This window comes from Adhaeretor mobilis (assembly GCF_007741515.1).
Taxonomy (GTDB): Bacteria; Planctomycetota; Planctomycetia; order Pirellulales; family Lacipirellulaceae; genus Adhaeretor; species Adhaeretor mobilis.
In genome coordinates, this window is the sequence record NZ_CP036263.1 from 5,373,278 (window position 1) to 5,391,698 (window position 18,421).

An 18,421-nucleotide genomic window follows, 5' to 3' on the forward strand; every position below is an offset into this window, starting at 1 on the left:
AGTCTGCCAGAAGGGGTAGCCGATCTTGCAACCACCCGGGGCTTTACACACGAGGTGGGTATGCACATTCGATCAGCCTCGTCACTCAACGCAATTGAGATGTGGCCCGACGAGACTACAATCGACCCTTTAGAACCATTCGGCACGTACCAGAATGCGTTGTCGAATTACGCCTGGGACGCGGTGACACTCCAACCGCACAATCGAAGTGTATCGGTCGGCGGTTTTGCCTCAACACTTGCCACGGATGTCGATACGATCACCAACATGATCGATCTCACGCGAACTAATCCTGCGAATGCAGATACGAAGTTCTACATCTACGCTGCCTGGCCACTCTTAAACAATTCTCAGAGCGTCTGGGAGTCTCACTCTGAAGATCTCGACGAAACCCTCACTACCCGGAAGCGTGGGTACTATAACAATCTGATTGAACGAGTACGGCAAGAGACCACTGCCGAGGTGCTGATGGTGCCTGTGGGCGAAGTGCTGTTTGAGCTGAGCAAAGCGTTGGCTAATGGTGAGGTTCCTGGCTTCTCGCACATCTCACAGTTTTACCGCGATCAGCTTCATATGAATTATTCCCACGGTAGATACGTGGCTGGCCTAACGACTTACTCGACGCTATTCAACGACACGCCCTACGGCCTGACGCCCGATAACTACTACGGGGGAGAAAACATTCTCACACCCGAGCAATTCGATGTGCTGCAGGGGATTGTAAGCGAAGTGCTAGACAACCATCAGTACAGCGGCACCAATTTCCCAACCCCAACCACTGCGGACTTCAATCTAAGCGGGCAAGTCGAGAGTGACGACCTCACCGTGTGGTCCTCCTCCTATGGAGTGACCGAGCCCTACGATCCCAACGGCGACGGCGTTGTCGATGAGGCGGATCGACTGCTGTGGGAGACGAGTGCCTCTACATTTCACCCAGCCGACTTCAATCGCGATAGTCGTGTGAATCCACTGGATTTCGATGTTTGGGAACAATCCATGGGCGTCGATGATGGCGGCGACGCGGACGGCGATGGCGACACTGACGAGCAAGATCGCCTGATCTGGGAGCAAGCGAACGTTCCGTTCCATCCGGCCGACTTCAACCTAGACGGCATCGTGGAAGAATCTGATCTCGCGCTAGCGCTTCAATTCTACGGCCTCGACGATAGCGGAGACGTGAATGGCGACAACGAGACGAACGGTGCCGACTTCCTCGCCATTCAACAGGTGTTTACGCCTCACAATCCGGCAGATTTCAACAAGGACTATGTCGTCGACGAGGAAGACCTCCAGCAATGGGAAGCCACGGTCGGTTGGCAGGAAACGACTGACATCGATGGCGACGGGATAGCCGCGGGAAATGAATTCCTCGCTTGGCAGCAAGAACTCGGCAAAATTTGGCCCGTCGGCGCTGGTGGTGGCAATGTCAGCAACGTGCCGGAACCATCTGGATTAATCTTGGGCTTCAGCCTAGCACTGGGCATCGGCCTAACGCGACCGCGTGATAAGCATGTGCGTAGAAACTAGGCTGATGAACTGCAGCTCACCGAGCCCTCTACCAAGGCTTGAGCTTCCAACCGAGTACGAACCCGATCCCTAAGCACCACAACGCGGCAACCTCGGGTTTTTCGCGGGCGTACTCTTTCACATAATCGACGATGTCCGCACTCGGCTGTAGATCCCCTGGGGAACTCGCCTGACCGGTGGAAAGGATGTCTTGCTTCCTCGTGGCGGCAGTTTCTGACATGGAGTGTCTCCTCTGAATAAGAAAGAGTGTGGGTTGTGATTAACGGGGTGGAAGTTTTATTTCAGACCGGGCTGCAGTTGCAGCAGATTCCGGTGCCGTTGGATGTGACGTTGCTGGCTTAGTTGCGGATCCAGGCTTGAGAGTTTGCTTGAGCCACGTAACGTTGCGTTGTAACTCTTCGGAGGAACGTTCCCAGGTGGCAAACCCTTGACGTAGTTTGAGGTACGCCATCCCCAGTAGCAAGGCTGCGGCAACCAAACCGCACCCGGCGGCGGCGGCTAGGGAACTGGCTTTGGTCCAACTAAATTCCAACGAAAACCACTCTCCCAGTGAGAGCAGTCCCACGGGCAAGCAACTGAGCAGCACAAGTGTGCCGATGCCAGCCAAGATTGCTGTTGAGCGTAGCTTTTGGGCGTTTTCTTTGGCGTCGAGCTTGGCGAGCCGTAGCTGCAGCTCGCCCAGTTCGAGCGCATCGTGAGCTAGACTGGCAAAGCTCTGTCGAACATGGCTCGGCTTGCCATTGCTTGTGGATGCTCGCTGGGTGTTTTGATTGGTATTCATAATCGCTCTAGCATGATTTGCTTCGTCTCTGCTCGCTACTTTTGTGAATCATCTGCGTTTTACGAGCCAACCGAAGGCGATGCCCAAGGCCAAAGCGGCAGCGACGGTGATTTTTGGGTGCGTGCCCAGGAACTCTTCGACGCCTTGCGAACAACGCTCAACAAAGTCCGAGGAGTTAGTGTCCTCTTCCTGAAAAGACCTTGCCGCTGTCGTCGTAGCTGTCGTCGTAGCTGTGGTCGTAGAGTCCCAATAGTCCTGCAGTCGATTCTTAGACATGAGTTGCTTTCGGTGAAATCGTGATCGCTACTTGGGTCGCGGGTAAGCAGGAGTATCTGCACCACCATCCTCGGCCTTTTCTCTTGCTTCGGCTACTTTCCCCGTCATTTCGCCCGCCTTGGCAGTCAAGTATCCCATCGCTGCCCGCGAGAGGCCCGTAGCAGCCAGGGTTAAGAGCTGAGCGCTTAACCCCGACGTACGGCTGGCCTTACTCTTTGGCGCCACGACTAGCTTCTCTTGCTTTGCCAGCCGTGCGAGCGTGGCAGCATCGGGCACGATTTTGCGGATTGGCCGCGGAACTAACGCATACCCAACTACGGTCGCAGCCCCGGCCACCAGCCAGGGGTACCGCCGTACGTAGTAACGCCAATCGGTGCGGTCGCGCACCTGCTGGCCGACTTGTTCGAAGTCGGCATGCAGTTCACGCCGCAACGTGCTCATCCTCTCACGTAGTTCATCGGCATTGGTTTTCTTATCCATCGGGTACCTTCAATCTCCGCGGGCTTTCCCTGTTACTTTAGCTGTCCGGCTGCTTACTTCCTCAGACGATTGCTTACAGCGTCCGGAAGAACGCCATCAAGCTGACCGAGAATCTTTCGACCCAGCCCTTCGGCAGCGATGCGATCGGTCCAACTGCTCGAAGAAGATCTGCGGGAAGATTGAGTAAGTATGAAGCCAAGTGCAAAGCCAGCGCCTAAGGCGGTAAAAATTGTCTTGCCGAGATTGTCCTTGGCCATCTCTCGCACTTGGCTTACGCCGCGCTGCAGATACTGCTGCGCACGCTGAGCCGGATCATGGCTAATGTATTCACCTTCGCCAGGGTCAAAAGTCTCCGAGCGATCGACGTTGGTAAACGGTTCGGTATTGGCAGGCATCTTGAGCCTCCTAGCTTTAATTGGTAAGTCTTAGGGAGTGAAATATTTCTAGCGAGATCGCAAGACCAATCCGACAACCACACCCGCCAACAAGCCTGTGCCGAATGCGACCGCCACAGACTCGGCAGGACGTTTCTCGACGGTTTGTCGCACTTGTCCGGCGGCGTCGCGCATCGAATCGCTTGCTTGACCGAAATATTCTTTGGCGGTATCAGCGGCATGTTGCACCATGCCAGAGGACTTTTCGCTGAGCTTCTCCAGCGTGGCTTCAACCTGCTGTCGCGCTTCGCCAGTTTTCTGTTGTATGAGTCCGACGATTTGCTCAAATTCGCCAGAAACTTCTTGCAGTTCGTCGTCGGTGAGTTGCCCCCACTTTTCCTGAATGAGGCCCTTAAGTTGGTTCCAGTTTCCTGTGAGCTGCTGTTGCGTGATCATCCTGTCTTCCTTTGTGTAGACGCTAACTGCAACATCCAAAGTGAATGCTGCCGAAGGTGGCGAAACCGGATTTGCCCCAGTGCTTATGCCGAGAGATAACAAGCCGAACGCCGAACTCAGATGTAAAGAAATCTCTCAGCCTAACTTCGGGTAGATTGCCCTCTAGTATAGCATTATCTATCTAATGAGGCACTTAACTATCAGCATAGCTTGAGCAAACCCCGTACCATAGGCACCGGTAGTGTGCTGGCAGACTACGGAATGCAATTTGCCTTGCTTAATGGGCTCTAACGGGGGAATGTTGTAATCTCTTCATCGCCCGAGGGTTAGAATACAATCCAGTGCCTCGAGTCGTGTAGCCTGTGGTGGTTTCCCTGTGACCACCCTGGACGATTGGGCTCCAGGCCATGTTCGCTGCGACTGAATTGCCGCACTTGCCTAACCAGAATTTTCCCTCATGAGTACTCCGCCTACCGATGGCCCCAGCGTGGAAGTTCCCGTCCGCAGCGAAGTTGGTAGCGAGCTTCGCACAACTCCACCGGAAGAGTCGTTGAGCCTGTCTACGGATTATTCTAGCGGGGGCATCTGCGGCGCAAGAAACCCAGCCTTCAGCGACCCCACTAGCGACGAGGTTTGTGATTTGGGGGTTGAGATCCAAGCCTGGGATCTCAAAGATGCGGCCTTGGTAACGCTAACCGTATTGGCGGCTTTCTACACGCTCTATTTCACGCGGGCACTGCTGTTCCCGATTGTGCTAGCTTTTATCGTGAACCTGGTGCTCAAGCCCATTATCTTGCGATTACAGAAATGGCGTGTGCCGACTGCTCTGTCAGCCGCCTGCGTCATGTCGCTGAGCTTGGCGGTCGTCGCCGGGGGGGTATGGTTACTGTGGGATCCAGCTGCACGCTGGGTCACCGAAGCCCAACTTAGATTGCCTGCCGCGATGGAAAAGTTTGAGACCTTGCAAGCTCCGATTGAGCAGATCGCAGAGGTCAGCAAGCAGATCGAAGAAGCTACAGAACTCCCCGGCGAAGATAGACCGGTACAGGTCGAGAGCAAAGAAGACAAGTTGGGCAGTGCTTTGAACATCACGGGCGGTTTCCTCGGCGGTACCATGATTGTGCTGGTGCTGGTCTTTTTCTTGCTGGCCGGAGGTGACCGATTCCTGGAGAAGATCGTCGAGTTGATGCCCAACTGGCGCGACAAGCGCCGTGTGGTGGCAATGTCGCGTGACGTGCAGTATCAGATATCGAGTTACTTGCTGTCCATCACCATCATTAATGCCCTGTTGGGGCTATCCATTGGCTTGGGCCTTTACGCCATTGGCATTCCTGAGCCGGCACTATGGGGAACGCTAGCCGCCCTGTTGAACTACATACCGTTTGCTGGCGCAATCGTAGGTGCTGTCATCGTTTTTCTTGTCGGGTTGATTTCCATGCCCTCGATTGGCGGCGCTATGCTGGCACCGCTGATTTACTTGTCCGCGAACGCCATCGAAGCAAATTTCATTACCCCGGTTGTGTTGGGCAAGTCGATCAGCCTCAACCCAGTAATACTCATCCTGTCCGTGTTCTTCTGGGGTTGGCTGTGGGGCATCGGCGGAGTGTTACTGGCCGTGCCGCTTCTGGTGGTGCTGAAGATCAGCTTCGACCACTCGCCGACACTCAAGCCACTGGGCATGTTTCTGGCGCGGTGAATGCGGCACCAGTTACGACAACCCAAACTTTCGGAGTGCCGATTTTGCTGCTCAAGAGCACTTGCCTAATTCTCGCTTCTTGTTGCCTAGCAATCGAGCCGTACACTCTTGCCCAACAAGCAGGTAGCGATGAAATCTTCGCTGCAAAGAAAACAGGCGAAGTAACCATGAAAGAAATCATCGGCAATGCCAAACTCATGACCAAGGTGAAGAACGACCTGCTGGGCGGCGAACGGCTGGCCATGATGGTCAGTCACGAAATCATGGTGCAAATCATGTTGCGAGACAAACAGTTCATGAAAACCCTGCAAGGCTAACTGAGCGAGGAGACAAGCCTCAATGGGGAGCGGGCGGCAGAAATGCTCGAAAAAAACCGAGCCGAGGATGCTCCGATGTGAATGCGGCGTTCATCCCCCAGCCGTAATGCACCAGCACTTGGGCAATAACTCGTTACCGATTTACCCGAGTGCTAACGCATCCCGGAAATAAACTTGTCGAACTCTCGGCTCAGGCTTTCTAGTGCGGCTTGACTCTCGGACTGATCCGGTCGATCCTGTTCATCTTGTTATCCCGTCAATTCCCACCTTCCCATCGCTCACATGGAAACCATCCAAGGCAATCTCTACGACTTCCCCAAGTATTACGACCTCGTGTATGGCAGCGATTGGGAGGCAGAATTTGATTTTCTCGAAGACTGCTTCGAAAAGCACACAGAATTGGTCGTGGAGCGCCTGTTCGAGCCAGCTTGTGGAACAGGACGATTGCTCGTGAAGCTGGCCGAGGCGGAGTACGAAGTCGGTGGGCTGGATCTTAATGCCAAGGCGATTGCTTACTGCAACGCGCGGCTTGATAAGCTCGGCTACGACGCGATGACTTTTGTCGGCGACATGTCGGACTTCACGCTGGCCAAGCCGGTCGATGCGGCATTCAACACGATCAATAGCTTTCGTCATCTGAGTACCGAGCAACAGGCACGTGATCATTTACAGTGCATCGCCAACTGCTTGCGTCCCGGCGGGCTCTACGTTCTGGGGCTACATCTCACACCCACCACCATCGAGCCTATGCAAGAGGAAAGCTGGTCGGCACGCCGTGGGAACTTGGCCGTTTGTTCACGATTGTGGGTCGAGGAGTGCGACTTGAAGGCTCGACAAGAGCGCGTGGGCATGAGCTTCGACGTGTACACGCCGACCAAGCAGTTTCGTATTGTCGATGAGATTTCGTTTCGTATTTATACCGCCCCGCAAATGCAGAAGTTGCTCGCTAGCGTTCCAGAGTTGGAGATCGCCGCGGTCTACGACTTTAGCTACGATATTGGCCGGCCGGTGGAGATTGGGCCTGATACTGAGGATGTGGTGTTCGTATTAAGGAAGTGCGGCTAGATAGATATTGGCCTCTATTGTTCGTGCTGTCTTGTAGTAGCTGGCGCATTTCTGTGGTTTTCATCGCTCCATGCCCCTGCAGCAACAGGCTACCTAAGGCGGAACTCCAAACAGAAGATCGCCAAACGGATCGAAACGACAAACCAGAAAGGCCTTCGCAACGCCATTCATTCCAGCGATAATAGCTATAAGCAATAATAGAATGCGGAGGGGTCGGTCTCGGAGCTTGACCCAAGTCACTCTACCTGTCCTCTAGTGCCACCCTAGTAGTTTCCTACCTTGAGCAACTCGGCTAATACTTCGTCGCAGCAGCAAATTGTTCCGCAATCCTCTTTCCAGGAAGATAGGCTGGACTTCATCGCGTGGGCGCTCGCCTGTGTGAAAATCGACGCGCGTCGTGTGGGTGAACAACTAACAATTGAGCTACCTGAGGCGGATCAGTCTTCCTTCGGCGGGCAACGGACGGTGACTGTGACTCGCACGGCGGACGAGCGCTTCACCGAATGGCTCACAGTGAAAATTGCTGCCAAAGAGAAACCACTGCACGCGAGGCCTGGCAAGCAGCCGCTTTCGGTCAATGATTTGGTCGCGCCGTTGTTCGACGCCTACACAGTCGACGGTGGACAAATCCACTTAGGTGGGTGCCAACTCACCGACCACCCGTTCTTGCGGCTTACTTTTCCGGTAGATGCGAAAACCGTTTGTCACGTGTTCGTCGCGCCGGATGGTTCAACCGTGGAGGATGAGCTCGCAAGAGAACTGGGTCTCGACGAGACTTCACCCGTTACCGATTTGCCACCCCGCATCGACGAGATGGCCTTTCAGACTCTGCGGGGAGCTGGCCTGAGGATTGCCGCCAAGGCGTCGAGCTCACGCGACCCAGAGGCCACGGTGGTTGATCCGCTGGCGGCAGCCGTTGTCTGGATTCGTCATGCCGATGGACAGTTGGAATTCACCATCGGCGACTCAAGCGCGACGCATCATTTCAGCAGTTGGGCTCGGCTGCTCGCTCCCCAACCTTATGTAACACGTTTTTCCGGCACAAGCACTTTTCATCTCGCTGCCACCGATGACGGACGAATCGATGCAGCCGACCAGATCGCTACGTGCGAACACTCGGGCCGTCGGGTGCTGGCCGAAGACCTCATCGAGTGTGCTGTCACCGGGCAAAGGGTGCTACCGGAGTTCACCGAGGTGTGTCCTGTCACCGGCCGTGCCTCGCTGCGTGGTGAGTTCGTGACGTGTGCCACTTGCCAACAACGGGTGAGCAAGGCATCGCTGGTCAATCGAGCAGCCCCCGAGCTGAAGTGTCTAGCTTGTTCTCAGCTCCACAAGGTGGGCAAGGAAGACCCGCGGCTGGTTTGGATTTTCGGAGAGCATCCAGGCCTTGATCGCTGGGGACGCTGGCAATTGGCCGAAACGGAGTCTGCCTACATTGCCCAAGGTTCGAGCCTCACGAAACGCATTCTTGTGGTCATCGACAAGGAGACTCTGGACGTGCGCCGGCTAGCATCTGCTGGAATCTTAAGTCCCGGGTGGACAGACGTGAGCGAGCCAGCTCAGGAAGAATTGCTGCGTTAGTCGTGAGAGCGGCCCCGGCTGCTAGCCGCCGTTGCTACTTGTAAGAGCGTAAGTACCTACTGCAAGGCGGTTTCCGTCACTATGACTCGGCAGTTTTACCGCCCCGCAAAATGAGTAGGGGGCGGAAGTCAAGCAGATTGCCAGCAATTTCGCCGAAAATGCTGGGAAAATTGCTGGACTCGGCCGGCCCTGTGAATACAATCTAACAGCTGGGAACGATTGCGCGTTTCCAGCTGTGAATCATTCCCCTTTCTCAGTCACTTACCATCAGACGCACCCATTAAATCGGTTCTTGCCCCGCTTGGTCCTCGTACCTTGCCAAGATGTACTCTGTGCAGTCAGTACCCCGCGTAATATGCGGTCTTACCACTGCCAAGACTTCCTGGCTCACGAACACCTCCGCCGGAGCAACCCTCGCCACTCAACGGCAAATCTTACCTGATAGTGCTGACTAGGTCCGGGGCAGTGGATCTAACGAGGCAGCGGTCAGCGTGTTCGCTCACGTTGTCGCTACGCTTTGTTGGACGAAGATTGTTGGACTAAGAAACCTTCAATATGAAACCTAAGCAGTGTATGTGTGCGTCGATTCTCAACGGTAAGTATCCTTTCATCCTAGGTGACTGAAGTCCCGACCATCTTTGAGATGGGGTCCAAGGGCAACTTCCGATTTACTTTGCTGAGCAAGCACGACGTTGAACAAGAACAACTATGCCTAGTAAAGCTTCGTCAGTCCTGAGTTTCGGCGCAGTTGTAATTTTTTACTAAATGTTTGATAACACGCGACTTGCGATCAAGTCGTGTTAGAATTACTTACCTTTTGACGAGTACCTCAGCGATGATCGCCACCTTCATGGCTCAGCTTGTTCGACGGGACCAGCCTGCATTGAGATTCAATGCGCTATCCGGAGCAATCGCAATTTGTCGCGCCCCATCCCTGAGAGTCGTCATGAGAATCGTCGAAAGACGATGCTATTTGAATCTATTAGATTTGAAACTGTTTACTGAGCAAGCCCATTTTCAAAGCAAGATTGTGCAACGCTGGCAGCGCCGGTGGCACGAGACCTCCCTTCACTTCACGGTCCGAGCCCGCTTCGCCCCCCTGCATGTTCTTCTTCCTAACGATACGCTCTCTACGTGTCCGCAACTGTTAAGCTGCGATCCAGTCAAGTTGGATGCACTGAAGTTGCGCGACCGAAGCGCAATCGTATCGAGACCTAAGAGTTCGTAACCAACGCTGAGCTAGCAATACCACTTGGAATGTGCCCCCGCCACCACAGCGGACTCACTTTTTATGAGTCGGGGCACCTCAGATGGAATCCCAAAAAACTAGATACCTCCCCATGGAGAGTGCCCCTTGTACGATGTAATGTTGGACCAAGATCTTGAAAACGACTCAGCAACTGCTGAGGTCGATGCCGACTTAAGCGGCAAAAGCAAGAAGGTCGATGACGATGATTCCGACGGCGTTTCCATAACAGTCGCCGCTAAAGATAAAGCGGAGGAAGCCGAGGAGGAAACCATAGAGACCGAGTCGTGGTCGGACGATCCGGTGCGCATGTATCTTACCCAAATGGGCGAGATTCCGCTGCTGACGCGCCAAGAGGAAATCAACCTCGCCCGTCGCATCGAAAACACGCGCACTTCGTTCCGCCGTCGACTGCTCGCTTGCGATTACGTAATCCGCGCCGCCTACAAGGTGCTGCTTCGCGTGCATCGGGGGGAACTCCCCTTCGATCGCACGGTGCAAGTTTCCGTGACCGATCGCTTGGAGAAGGAGCAGATTCTGGGGCGTTTGCCGCATAATCTGGCCACGCTCGAAACACTCCTGGAGCGCAATGAGCACGATTACCAGATCGCGACGAGCAAGTCGGAAAAGATAAGCAAGCGTCGCGATGCCTGGAAACGCCTCGGCCAACGCCGGCGTCGTGCGGTAATGCTCGTGGAAGAGCTCGGCTTGCGTACTCAGCGCATTGAGCCCATGATCGCCACGCTTGAGGAGTTCAACAGCCGCGTGATCGAGCTGCAGGCGCAACTCGCTAAGATGAAGAAGAACCGCCGACCCGCGTCGGAGCGCAAGCCCGTGCTGGTCGAGATTCGCAACATTCTGCGGGCGACTCAAGAGACGCCCACCAGTTTGAAGAATCGCGTCGATACGCTGCGGCGTATCTACTCCAAGTATCAGCGTGCGAAACGTGGGCTGAGCGAGGGGAACTTGCGTCTGGTGGTTTCGATCGCCAAGAAGTATCGCAATCGTGGCCTCAGCTTCTTGGATCTTATCCAGGAAGGCAACGCAGGCCTCATGCGTGCCGTCGATAAGTTTGAGTATCGTCGCGGCTTCAAGTTCTGCACGTACGCCACATGGTGGATTCGCCAAGCGATCACCCGTGCCGTAGCGGACCAAAGTCGTACGATTCGCATCCCGGTTCACATGGTGGAAACCATGAGCCGCGTACGCAACGTATCTCGCATGCTGTTACAAAAACTGGGACGCGAGCCAACGATCGAAGAGACCGCCAAGAGTGCCGAGTGTTCGGTAGAAGAAGCGCGTCGCGTGCTCGCCATGAGCCGCTACCCGATCAGCCTCGACCGCCCCGTGGGTAACAGCGAAGATAGCCACTTTGGCGATCTGCTGCCCGACTCGGGTGCCGAAAGCCCGCACGTGGGTGCCGGCCAAGAGATGCTACGCACTCGGATCACCTCAGTCCTGAAAACCCTGAGCTACCGCGAACGCGAGATCATCAAGCTTCGCTACGGCCTGGGCGACGGTTACAGCTACACGCTCGAAGAAGTGGGACACATCTTCAAAGTGACCCGCGAGCGTATTCGCCAAATCGAAGCCAAAGCGGTTCGCAAACTACAACAACCGAGCCGCAGCCAAGAGCTTTCGGGCTTCCTGGATTAGCGGACATCCGCACAACGGACTATCGGCGATTACTTTCAACAGCCGCAGTCATCCATTTGGGTGACTGCGGCTGTTCTCGTTCTATTAGGATAACATCAGGGGCTGGATTAGCTGTAATGTGAGAATTCTCACCACTTCTTGCAATCTGCTGCGAGTCCTCGGCCGTATCTATCTGTAACTGTGCCGTTGGGCCAGCAGGTACCTATCGTTCGCAGGCCTGACTTATCGGCCTCGTTCTCCACACCACTGAGTAAGTTCTACTGAAAGCTTGAGGGTTCTAATGAAGAGTTTCTACCGATGGGGCGTTATGACTGTGCTTTGCTGCACCGTCGCCACCACAGGCCTCCGTTCAGCTTCTGCTGAAATCATCTACGGACTCACGACCCAAAACATGGTCTCTATCATCGACAGTGACGATCCTGAAGTCTCTATCGATGGTGGTAATATCAACAATCTGATGCCCAACGAAACGCTCCTCGCCATCGATTACCGAGCAGCAACTGGGCGGATTTATGTCCTGGGTGCCAGCAATAACGTCTACACGGTTGCCCAATCTGGCGACGCTACTGCTTTCGACGCCACCTTCGTGGGCAATTTTTCTCCGCCCAATCTGCAAGGTAGCAGCTATGCATTCGATTTTAATCCGGCGTTCATGGACGGCGAATTTGCTCGCATCATCAGCGACACCGATGACAACCGTGTGATCAGCGGCAATACGGGTCAATACTTGGCACCCGTCGAAAAAACTGACGTTTTTTATAACACCGGGGATACAAATGAGGGTGAGAACCCGAACATCGCCGGCATTGCTTACACGAACAGCCTTTTTATTCCCACCGGCACGCAGCAGTATGGCATTGACGCTTCGCTCGGTATTCTTGCTACCGTCGCCAACAATGCAGGGACGCTCGACACCGTTGGCCCACTTGGAGTAGCCGGTCTCACCAATGAGCTGGGATTCGATATCTCCGGTGCTACTGGCATCGCTTACGCTGCACTTCAGAATTCGCCCAACTCGCAGCTTTACACGATTGATCTGGGAACCGGTAGTGCCAGCCTACTCGGCAAATTTGGCAGTGGCGACTTGATCCGCAGTTTGACTGTTTTACCGGCGGGAGGGGTAGATCCAAATGATAATGACGTCCCTGAGCCTACCAGCATGTTGCTGCTCGGCGGTGGCCTCCTCGGCCTGGGACTCGTTCGTCGTCGCAAGTAACTCAAGATCGTCACCAATTAGATAGAACCTCACGACCCCGCAATGCCTTAGGCGTTGCGGGGTTTTTTTCGTACAACAGCAGACAGAAGAGTAAATTTTGCAGCTTCTCTCGTGTCGCACCGCGGCCAATAACGCAGGCCTTTACAAACACGCTAACCGTGGTAACTTGCTTCTCAGTGAAACAACCCCGTGTTGGTGCCTCGGTCGTGAGAAGCTGTTCTCGACCGAACAACAGGGAACTCCGGTGCGAATCCGGGACGGCCCCGCCGCTGTGACTGAGTTAAGAGCGACTGCATTCTTGAAAGCCATTACCCCCGTTGGGGTGAGAAGGCAGCAGTCGCCACCGCTCAGGAGTCAGAAGACCTACCAATGCTTGTAGCGAGACGTGCTTGCGAGGGACGAGCGACTCGTGACTGATGCTGGATACGTTTACGGCCCCACGCTAGTGGAACGTCGCAAGCGGTTGGTATGGTCCTTTTGATTCCTGTGCGCAGGCAACTCCTACGCGGCTTTACGCTCGTAGAACTGTTAGTCACGATCGCCATTATTGGCGTACTCGTTGGCTTGTTGCTGCCGGCGGTGCAGGCTGCGCGTGAGTCATCGCGGCGAACGCAGTGCCAGAATCATCTCAAGCAGCTCGCACTGGGGCTTGCTAGTTACGAGTCCTCCCATGAAGTTTTTCCAGCAGGGTGCCTTGGTTGCCGGAAGATCGATGGCCAACCTAACGGCAAACAGATGAATTCCTGGAGTGCTCAACTACTTGGCCAACTCGAACAGGTGGCCCTTGCTGATGCGTACGAGCACGCAGTGCCTTCCTATCGTTCACCCAATCGCGAGCTGGGCGCAACGCTCCTGCCAATGTTTCTTTGTCCCAGCACCACCTCCGACGTTCTGCACAACCCCAACGGGCTGTGGCGAGGGCAAGCGTTCACTGACTACGGGGGGATCTATGGCGTTGAAGGTCCAGGACGCGATGCTGATTTCGGCCATTTGCAGACTCTCGCAGATCCTTACTTGGGCGTACTGCTGTTCGAGGTCCCTGTCAGCGCTGTGGAAATCACCGACGGGTTGTCGCAAACGGTCGTCCTCGCTGAGCGTAGCAAGCGCCGTGTCACTTCGGCCGAGTGGACCAACGGTCGCAACCTGTTCGCCCATGAGGGTTCCACGCCGATTAACATGGAATCGGGCCTCGGCCACGACATCGGTAGCCCACATCCCGGCGGAGCACTCGTCGCATTTTGCGATGGGCATGTTGAGTTTCTTGCGAACTCGACCGAGCAAAACGCGCTAAACAGTTTGCTCACAAAGGCGGGCGGGGAGTTGCCATGAATCTCCGAGTTATAATGCTCGCGGTGACCACGACTCTGATTTTGACGCTTGCGGTTTCTCCGAGCGCAGCGGCAACCCAACCGGTCGCCTCGTTCGCGGACATCCAGTTCTGGATCGGCAGCGGCACGAACCGTACAGCACTGGCCATCGACTTTAACGGTCAGACTCCCACGGACGAAGCTCTTGTCTGGGGCTACCGCTGGGATGGCACCGCTACTGGCTCCGACTTGTTTCAAGAGGTCGTTGCTGCTGACTCTCAACTGTTTGCAAAACTCGTCGCTATCCCTCCCGAAGGGGAAGCGATTATCGGCATCGGTTACGACGCTAACAACGACCAACAATTCGCCATCACCGGCGGCGCCACATTCGATGAGCTAGGTATTTTCCACAGCCCCAGTGTGAGCGACGCAGAAACTTCCCTCGACGAGCAGGACCTGTACGCGGAAGGCTGGTTTCTGGGTTACTGGCACCTGGGCACCCAGGCTGACGATCCAGCAGGGACTTGGTCTTCATCCCAAACTAGTATCGGTGCACTTCCACTCGTCGATGGAAGTTACGTGGGACTTGCTTTCACAACCGACACCGAATCGACTGGTGCGTTCCCTGAGAATCTCGTGAGCGCTGCCCTACCTCAGTTAAGTAGTGGCGACTTCAACGGCGATCACTTGGTTGACGGCTTAGATTTTTCAATTTGGCAAACGGGCCTTGCCGATAGCACTTCGCTCACCGCTTGGCAGGCGCATTATGGTCAAGCCAAAAACAGGGTGCTCGCAGTGCCCGAGCCGTCCAGCGGAATTTTGGCCCTGACGATGCTCGTCGTGACGGTGTCAACCCGACATCGCACGCCAAAACGAACGTCGCACTAGCGATACCCACCACTGTTTTTTCACCTTTGTATAGCGAGAGTAACCTTGAAACTGAAACTACTACTGCTCCTGAAACGACTTGCCGCTTGTGCCACTTACACCATCACTGTTTTGTTTTGTCAGGGGAGCTATGCCAGTATCTTCGCCACTCAGATTGTTGAGTACGTTCCTGGAACGGGTGCAACTTTGACCAATCCTCTAGTCGCTCTAGGCAAGCCTTCAGCTCGCGTGCCTGGCTCGACTTTTCCTGGTTTTGAGAGCCCGGCAGAACCTCTCAATCCATTCGCGTCGCATTTTTCGGGCAATGAGCTTGTGCAGATCGGCCCTGGGGGAGAGATCACGCTTCGCTTGGAAAATTACGTGAATGTCGGTGCAGGGCCGGAACTTGCTTTGTTCGGCAATACGGCACTCATCGACTCGGGGGTCAATACAGCTGGTGATCCGGTCAGTTTTTTCGGCAACGATGAGGTCGTTGTCGAAGTGAGCGAAACCGGCTTGCCTGGCGAGTGGGTCGCACTGAATGGCGGAGCAAGAGTCGTAGTTGAGACGCCAACCAACTTCTACGCGGACGCAAGCGGCCTCACGGGTCCTGACCCGGCCGTTGAGAACTTGCTGCCACTGTTGGACGTTCTCACTCCCGCTGATTTTGGTAAGCCGTATATTAGCCCTGCGGCCAACGACGCTTTCGCCGGATTAACGATTGCCGAAATTGAAGATTTGCTAGACGGATCCGCAGGAGGACAGTGGCTAGAGCTGGGCGGCTTGAGTGTCCTAGGAGAGCCATTGGCTCGTGTCGGCTACGTCCGGCTGAGCGACCCTCAGGACCCCAGCCCATTCGGCACGGCCAACCTATTTGAGCTGATGGCAGTGAGCATTAATCGTGATTTGCTAGGTGCTCACGTTCCCGAGCCCACCACCTTCGTGCTGTTTGCCGCAAGTTCGTGCGCAATGCTTTGCGTACGCGAACAGCGCCGTAGACTATAGGCATTATCATAGCCTGGCGGGCACTTCAGAGGGGGGTGCCTGCCAGTTTATTCCGCTCGCGAGATGGTTCGCCCATTGATAGGCACCTGGACTAATCCAGAATCATCTCGCGGGTTTTTTTATGCGCGCACTGGTGGATGACGCGGTTTTTCTTAACCACAGAGATCACAGAGGGACACGGAGGATTTAGTATTTGTCTCTTGCAAAGGCGTTTGGGCGCAAGGTGATTACTGGGTAGACAATGCAACGTAATTCCACTTTGCGCCTTAGCGCCTTTGCGAGATAATCCCCCTCACGAGTTCTCTGTGAACCTCCGTGCCCTCTGTGGTTCGAAACATTGTGGACCCAAATATCAAGAAAAACGCGGCCGCTTGGGATGAACTGGCCCGTCGGCAAGCGAAGCTCGCTCAACCGGCCAAGGATGAGGACTTTCGCAACCCGCTGCAAACCGTCGATCCGCTCGGCTGGTTGGGGGGCGATATTCAAGGTAAGGCGGTACTTTGCTTGGCAGCTGGAGGTGGAAGGCAAAGTGCGCTGTACGCTGCTGCTGGCGCACGAGTCACAGTCGTGGACTTGAGTGGTGAGATGCTCACTCTTGATCGTGCTGTGGCAAGCGAGCGCGGCTTGGAAGTTCGCGCAGTTGAAACCTCGATGGAGCGACTCGACATGTTTGCGCCCGGAGAATTCGACTGTGTGATTCAACCTGTGAGCACATGTTATGTACCGGATGTAGCACCGGTGCTGGCCGCGGTTGCCCGCGTGCTACGCCCCGGCGGAATCTACGTGAGCCAGCACAAGTCGCCGGTGAGTTTGCAAGCCGGCTTGAAGGCTGAGGGAAATGCCTACGACCTTCTTGTGCCGTACTATCGCGACTACCAGGGTAAGAACCAGCCGCTCCCCTCCCCCACAGGGCCTAGCAGGCTGCGCGAGCCGGGCACCGTGGAGTACTTGCACCGCTGGGAACAACTCTTGGGGGGAATGTGCCGCGCGGGGTTTGTGATCGAGGACCTCATCGAACCAGTCCACGCGGATGCAGAAGCAGCTGTCGGCACCTTCGGGCACCGAGGACAGTTCATCGCGCCGTATTTTAGGGTGAAGGCGCGGCGCCGCGGCTTTGAAATGCAGCGTACAAGGATCGAGCTATCGAAATAGCTCGAGTTGCTCAACTAGCCGCGAGATCGATGCGGCCATTTTGAAATACACCGAAGGAGTTACCCAAAGCGTCGTGTGTCTCTATCGACCGAGCAATGAACATTGCCCGCCGGACGTACACGCCCGAGGTCGAAAACAAGGTCGGTCCGCTTCGATTGCGACCTCGGCAATGCGACTTCGCAGGCAACGCGATTTGCTCGATCGCTTTCTGACATCAACGAACACCCAGGGTAGGTCAAAGGTCGCTTAGGCTCTCTGTTGACCAACCCTAGGCTACGATGCGTAACACCTTCGGTGTATCCCATAAATACTCGCTTAGACGCACCGCAACTCTCCGGCGAGCCGCTATCCCGCAACCATTTTTTAGAACAGTGCCGAACGCTTGCTCATTCCTATCAAAGAATGACTCGAATTGTGCGAATTCCTAGTACCGACCATAAACCATCAACGCACAATATTCTTTCGAGAGTCCGTGCGATGTAGTTCCAACTAGCAAATCGAAAGTGAGTTTAGTCGTTGTACGGTATAACCCAGCACTAAGTACGCCTGCATTACAAAGTAAGCCCCAGCAAGGTAAGCATAGTTGTCGCTGTTCAACTCCTCGTTCATTGCTACGGTCACGATTCCAAGTAGAAGTGGTATGGTTGGAAGGAGCATGTGGCGAAAGTTGGCATTGATCTTCGCTTGAAGCAAGGCAATCGTGAGAACTGGCAAAGCCGCTAAAGTGGCGACGAACGTTCGCCACTCCGGTAATTGAAGTTCACGAGCGTCTATCTCAATGCGCGAACAAGCTGCGGCGATGCTCACGCCAGTCATCCAGGCTATCATTTCCATAACCGAGACCTGAAATTCGCGCGTCTTCAACAAGCCGATATTTGCAACCCACCCGATTTTCTTCGTTATATAGAAGCCAGCACATACGGTTACCACCAACGCTGCGTAAAATAGGAGGTAGTCGTCGACCAGCTTTGCTGGTGGATACGTGAAGAAGTAGACCGCTGCAACTGCCATCAACAAATAGAACGTCAGCCATGCGTAGCGTACCGAGGAATCCCCTCTTCCCACACAAGCCCATGTGGTCGCCATGAGGAGTTGCACAGGCACGACGAGCGAGAGTAGGAGTAAGGAGCCTAAATTGTAATTGAACCAGCCTTTCCCCCCGACTCCGCCATCTCCATTCCGATTTGCAAAGTCTATGCAGTACAGGCACGCACTCAGGTTTACAAACCAGAACAAGACTGTCAGGGATTTTCGCAACATCAGATCGGGCGATTGGAGTGGGCTGGTAAATCTAAGTGCATATCCTCAAGTTTACACCACAGAACAGTTCTATGACCCAGGGCGTTGAAATGGGAGCTTTCTCCAGCGAGAATAACAGCCCGTTAGCCGACGGGCTTGCTCGCCAGGGAGCTTCAATCG

18 protein-coding genes and 1 riboswitch are annotated in these 18,421 nt (G+C 54.9%); of the genes, 11 read left to right on the forward strand and 7 right to left on the reverse strand.

Translation table 11 applies throughout. The features are described 5' to 3' along the window. The first annotated feature begins 60 nt into the window (after nt 1-60). Nucleotides 61-1,527, forward strand: coding sequence for a DUF4886 domain-containing protein (locus HG15A2_RS21110; RefSeq protein WP_218932153.1), 1,467 nt, complete (start codon nt 61-63; stop codon nt 1,525-1,527). Between the two features lie 28 nt (nt 1,528-1,555). Here HG15A2_RS21110 and HG15A2_RS21115 read toward each other — a convergent pair whose 3' ends face one another. From HG15A2_RS21115 to HG15A2_RS21140, 6 genes are read right to left on the reverse strand one after another with little or no spacing between them, the layout of a single operon-like run. Next, nucleotides 1,556-1,747: a hypothetical protein gene (locus tag HG15A2_RS21115; RefSeq protein WP_145063056.1), complete on the reverse strand. Its 192-nt coding sequence runs from the start codon at nt 1,745-1,747 to the stop codon at nt 1,556-1,558. Nucleotides 1,748-1,786: 39 nt separating this feature from the next. Beyond that, nucleotides 1,787-2,308, reverse strand: coding sequence for a phage holin family protein (locus HG15A2_RS21120; protein ID WP_145063058.1), 522 nt, complete (start codon nt 2,306-2,308; stop codon nt 1,787-1,789). A gap of 48 nt (nt 2,309-2,356) precedes the next feature. Further along, the gene (locus HG15A2_RS21125; protein ID WP_145063060.1) at nt 2,357-2,584 is read right to left on the reverse strand and encodes a hypothetical protein; all 228 of its coding nucleotides are present in this window, start codon (nt 2,582-2,584) and stop codon (nt 2,357-2,359) included. A 27-nt stretch (nt 2,585-2,611) separates the two neighbouring features. Further along, nucleotides 2,612-3,064, reverse strand: coding sequence for a hypothetical protein (locus tag HG15A2_RS21130; protein ID WP_145063062.1), 453 nt, complete (start codon nt 3,062-3,064; stop codon nt 2,612-2,614). A 53-nt stretch (nt 3,065-3,117) separates the two neighbouring features. Then, nucleotides 3,118-3,459, reverse strand: coding sequence for a hypothetical protein (locus HG15A2_RS21135; protein WP_145063064.1), 342 nt, complete (start codon nt 3,457-3,459; stop codon nt 3,118-3,120). Nucleotides 3,460-3,507: 48 nt separating this feature from the next. Continuing rightward, a complete protein-coding gene (locus HG15A2_RS21140; RefSeq protein WP_145063066.1) occupies nt 3,508-3,894 on the reverse strand; it encodes a CsbD family protein in 387 nt (128 codons plus the stop codon). A 457-nt stretch (nt 3,895-4,351) separates the two neighbouring features. On the opposite strand from HG15A2_RS21140, the gene HG15A2_RS21145 reads away from it, so the two are divergent. The 10 genes from HG15A2_RS21145 (at nt 4,352) to HG15A2_RS21190 (ending at nt 17,002) form a co-directional block, all read left to right on the forward strand. Continuing rightward, nucleotides 4,352-5,590: an AI-2E family transporter gene (locus tag HG15A2_RS21145; protein ID WP_145063068.1), complete on the forward strand. Its 1,239-nt coding sequence runs from the start codon at nt 4,352-4,354 to the stop codon at nt 5,588-5,590. A 35-nt stretch (nt 5,591-5,625) separates the two neighbouring features. Then, nucleotides 5,626-5,907 carry a hypothetical protein gene (locus tag HG15A2_RS21150; RefSeq protein ID WP_145063070.1) on the forward strand — a complete coding sequence of 94 codons (282 nt, stop codon included), beginning with the start codon at nt 5,626-5,628 and terminating at the stop codon, nt 5,905-5,907. 282 nt (nt 5,908-6,189) lie between these two features. After that, nucleotides 6,190-6,972, forward strand: a complete 783-nt coding sequence (locus tag HG15A2_RS21155) for a class I SAM-dependent methyltransferase (protein ID WP_145063072.1) — start codon at nt 6,190-6,192, stop codon at nt 6,970-6,972. Between the two features lie 279 nt (nt 6,973-7,251). Further along, nucleotides 7,252-8,553, forward strand: coding sequence for a hypothetical protein (locus HG15A2_RS21160; RefSeq protein WP_145063074.1), 1,302 nt, complete (start codon nt 7,252-7,254; stop codon nt 8,551-8,553). A gap of 1,366 nt (nt 8,554-9,919) precedes the next feature. Continuing rightward, a complete protein-coding gene (locus HG15A2_RS21165; protein WP_391483931.1) occupies nt 9,920-11,455 on the forward strand; it encodes a sigma-70 family RNA polymerase sigma factor in 1,536 nt (511 codons plus the stop codon). 280 nt (nt 11,456-11,735) lie between these two features. After that, nucleotides 11,736-12,671: a DUF4394 domain-containing protein gene (locus HG15A2_RS21170; protein ID WP_145063078.1), complete on the forward strand. Its 936-nt coding sequence runs from the start codon at nt 11,736-11,738 to the stop codon at nt 12,669-12,671. A gap of 176 nt (nt 12,672-12,847) precedes the next feature. Next, nucleotides 12,848-13,056: riboswitch (cobalamin riboswitch) on the forward strand. Between the two features lie 83 nt (nt 13,057-13,139). Continuing rightward, a complete protein-coding gene (locus HG15A2_RS21175) occupies nt 13,140-14,000 on the forward strand; it encodes a DUF1559 domain-containing protein (protein ID WP_145064206.1) in 861 nt (286 codons plus the stop codon). Beyond that, nucleotides 13,997-14,866: a hypothetical protein gene (locus HG15A2_RS21180; protein ID WP_145063080.1), complete on the forward strand. Its 870-nt coding sequence runs from the start codon at nt 13,997-13,999 to the stop codon at nt 14,864-14,866. Before HG15A2_RS21175 ends, HG15A2_RS21180 begins: the two co-directional genes overlap by 4 nt. A 45-nt stretch (nt 14,867-14,911) precedes the next feature. After that, nucleotides 14,912-15,850 carry a hypothetical protein gene (locus HG15A2_RS21185; protein ID WP_145063082.1) on the forward strand — a complete coding sequence of 313 codons (939 nt, stop codon included), beginning with the start codon at nt 14,912-14,914 and terminating at the stop codon, nt 15,848-15,850. Between the two features lie 324 nt (nt 15,851-16,174). Continuing rightward, a complete protein-coding gene (locus HG15A2_RS21190) occupies nt 16,175-17,002 on the forward strand; it encodes a class I SAM-dependent methyltransferase (protein ID WP_391483907.1) in 828 nt (275 codons plus the stop codon). 489 nt (nt 17,003-17,491) lie between these two features. Here HG15A2_RS21190 and HG15A2_RS21195 read toward each other — a convergent pair whose 3' ends face one another. Next, the gene (locus tag HG15A2_RS21195) at nt 17,492-18,106 is read right to left on the reverse strand and encodes a hypothetical protein (RefSeq protein WP_145063084.1); all 615 of its coding nucleotides are present in this window, start codon (nt 18,104-18,106) and stop codon (nt 17,492-17,494) included. Nucleotides 18,107-18,421 lie beyond the last annotated feature (315 nt).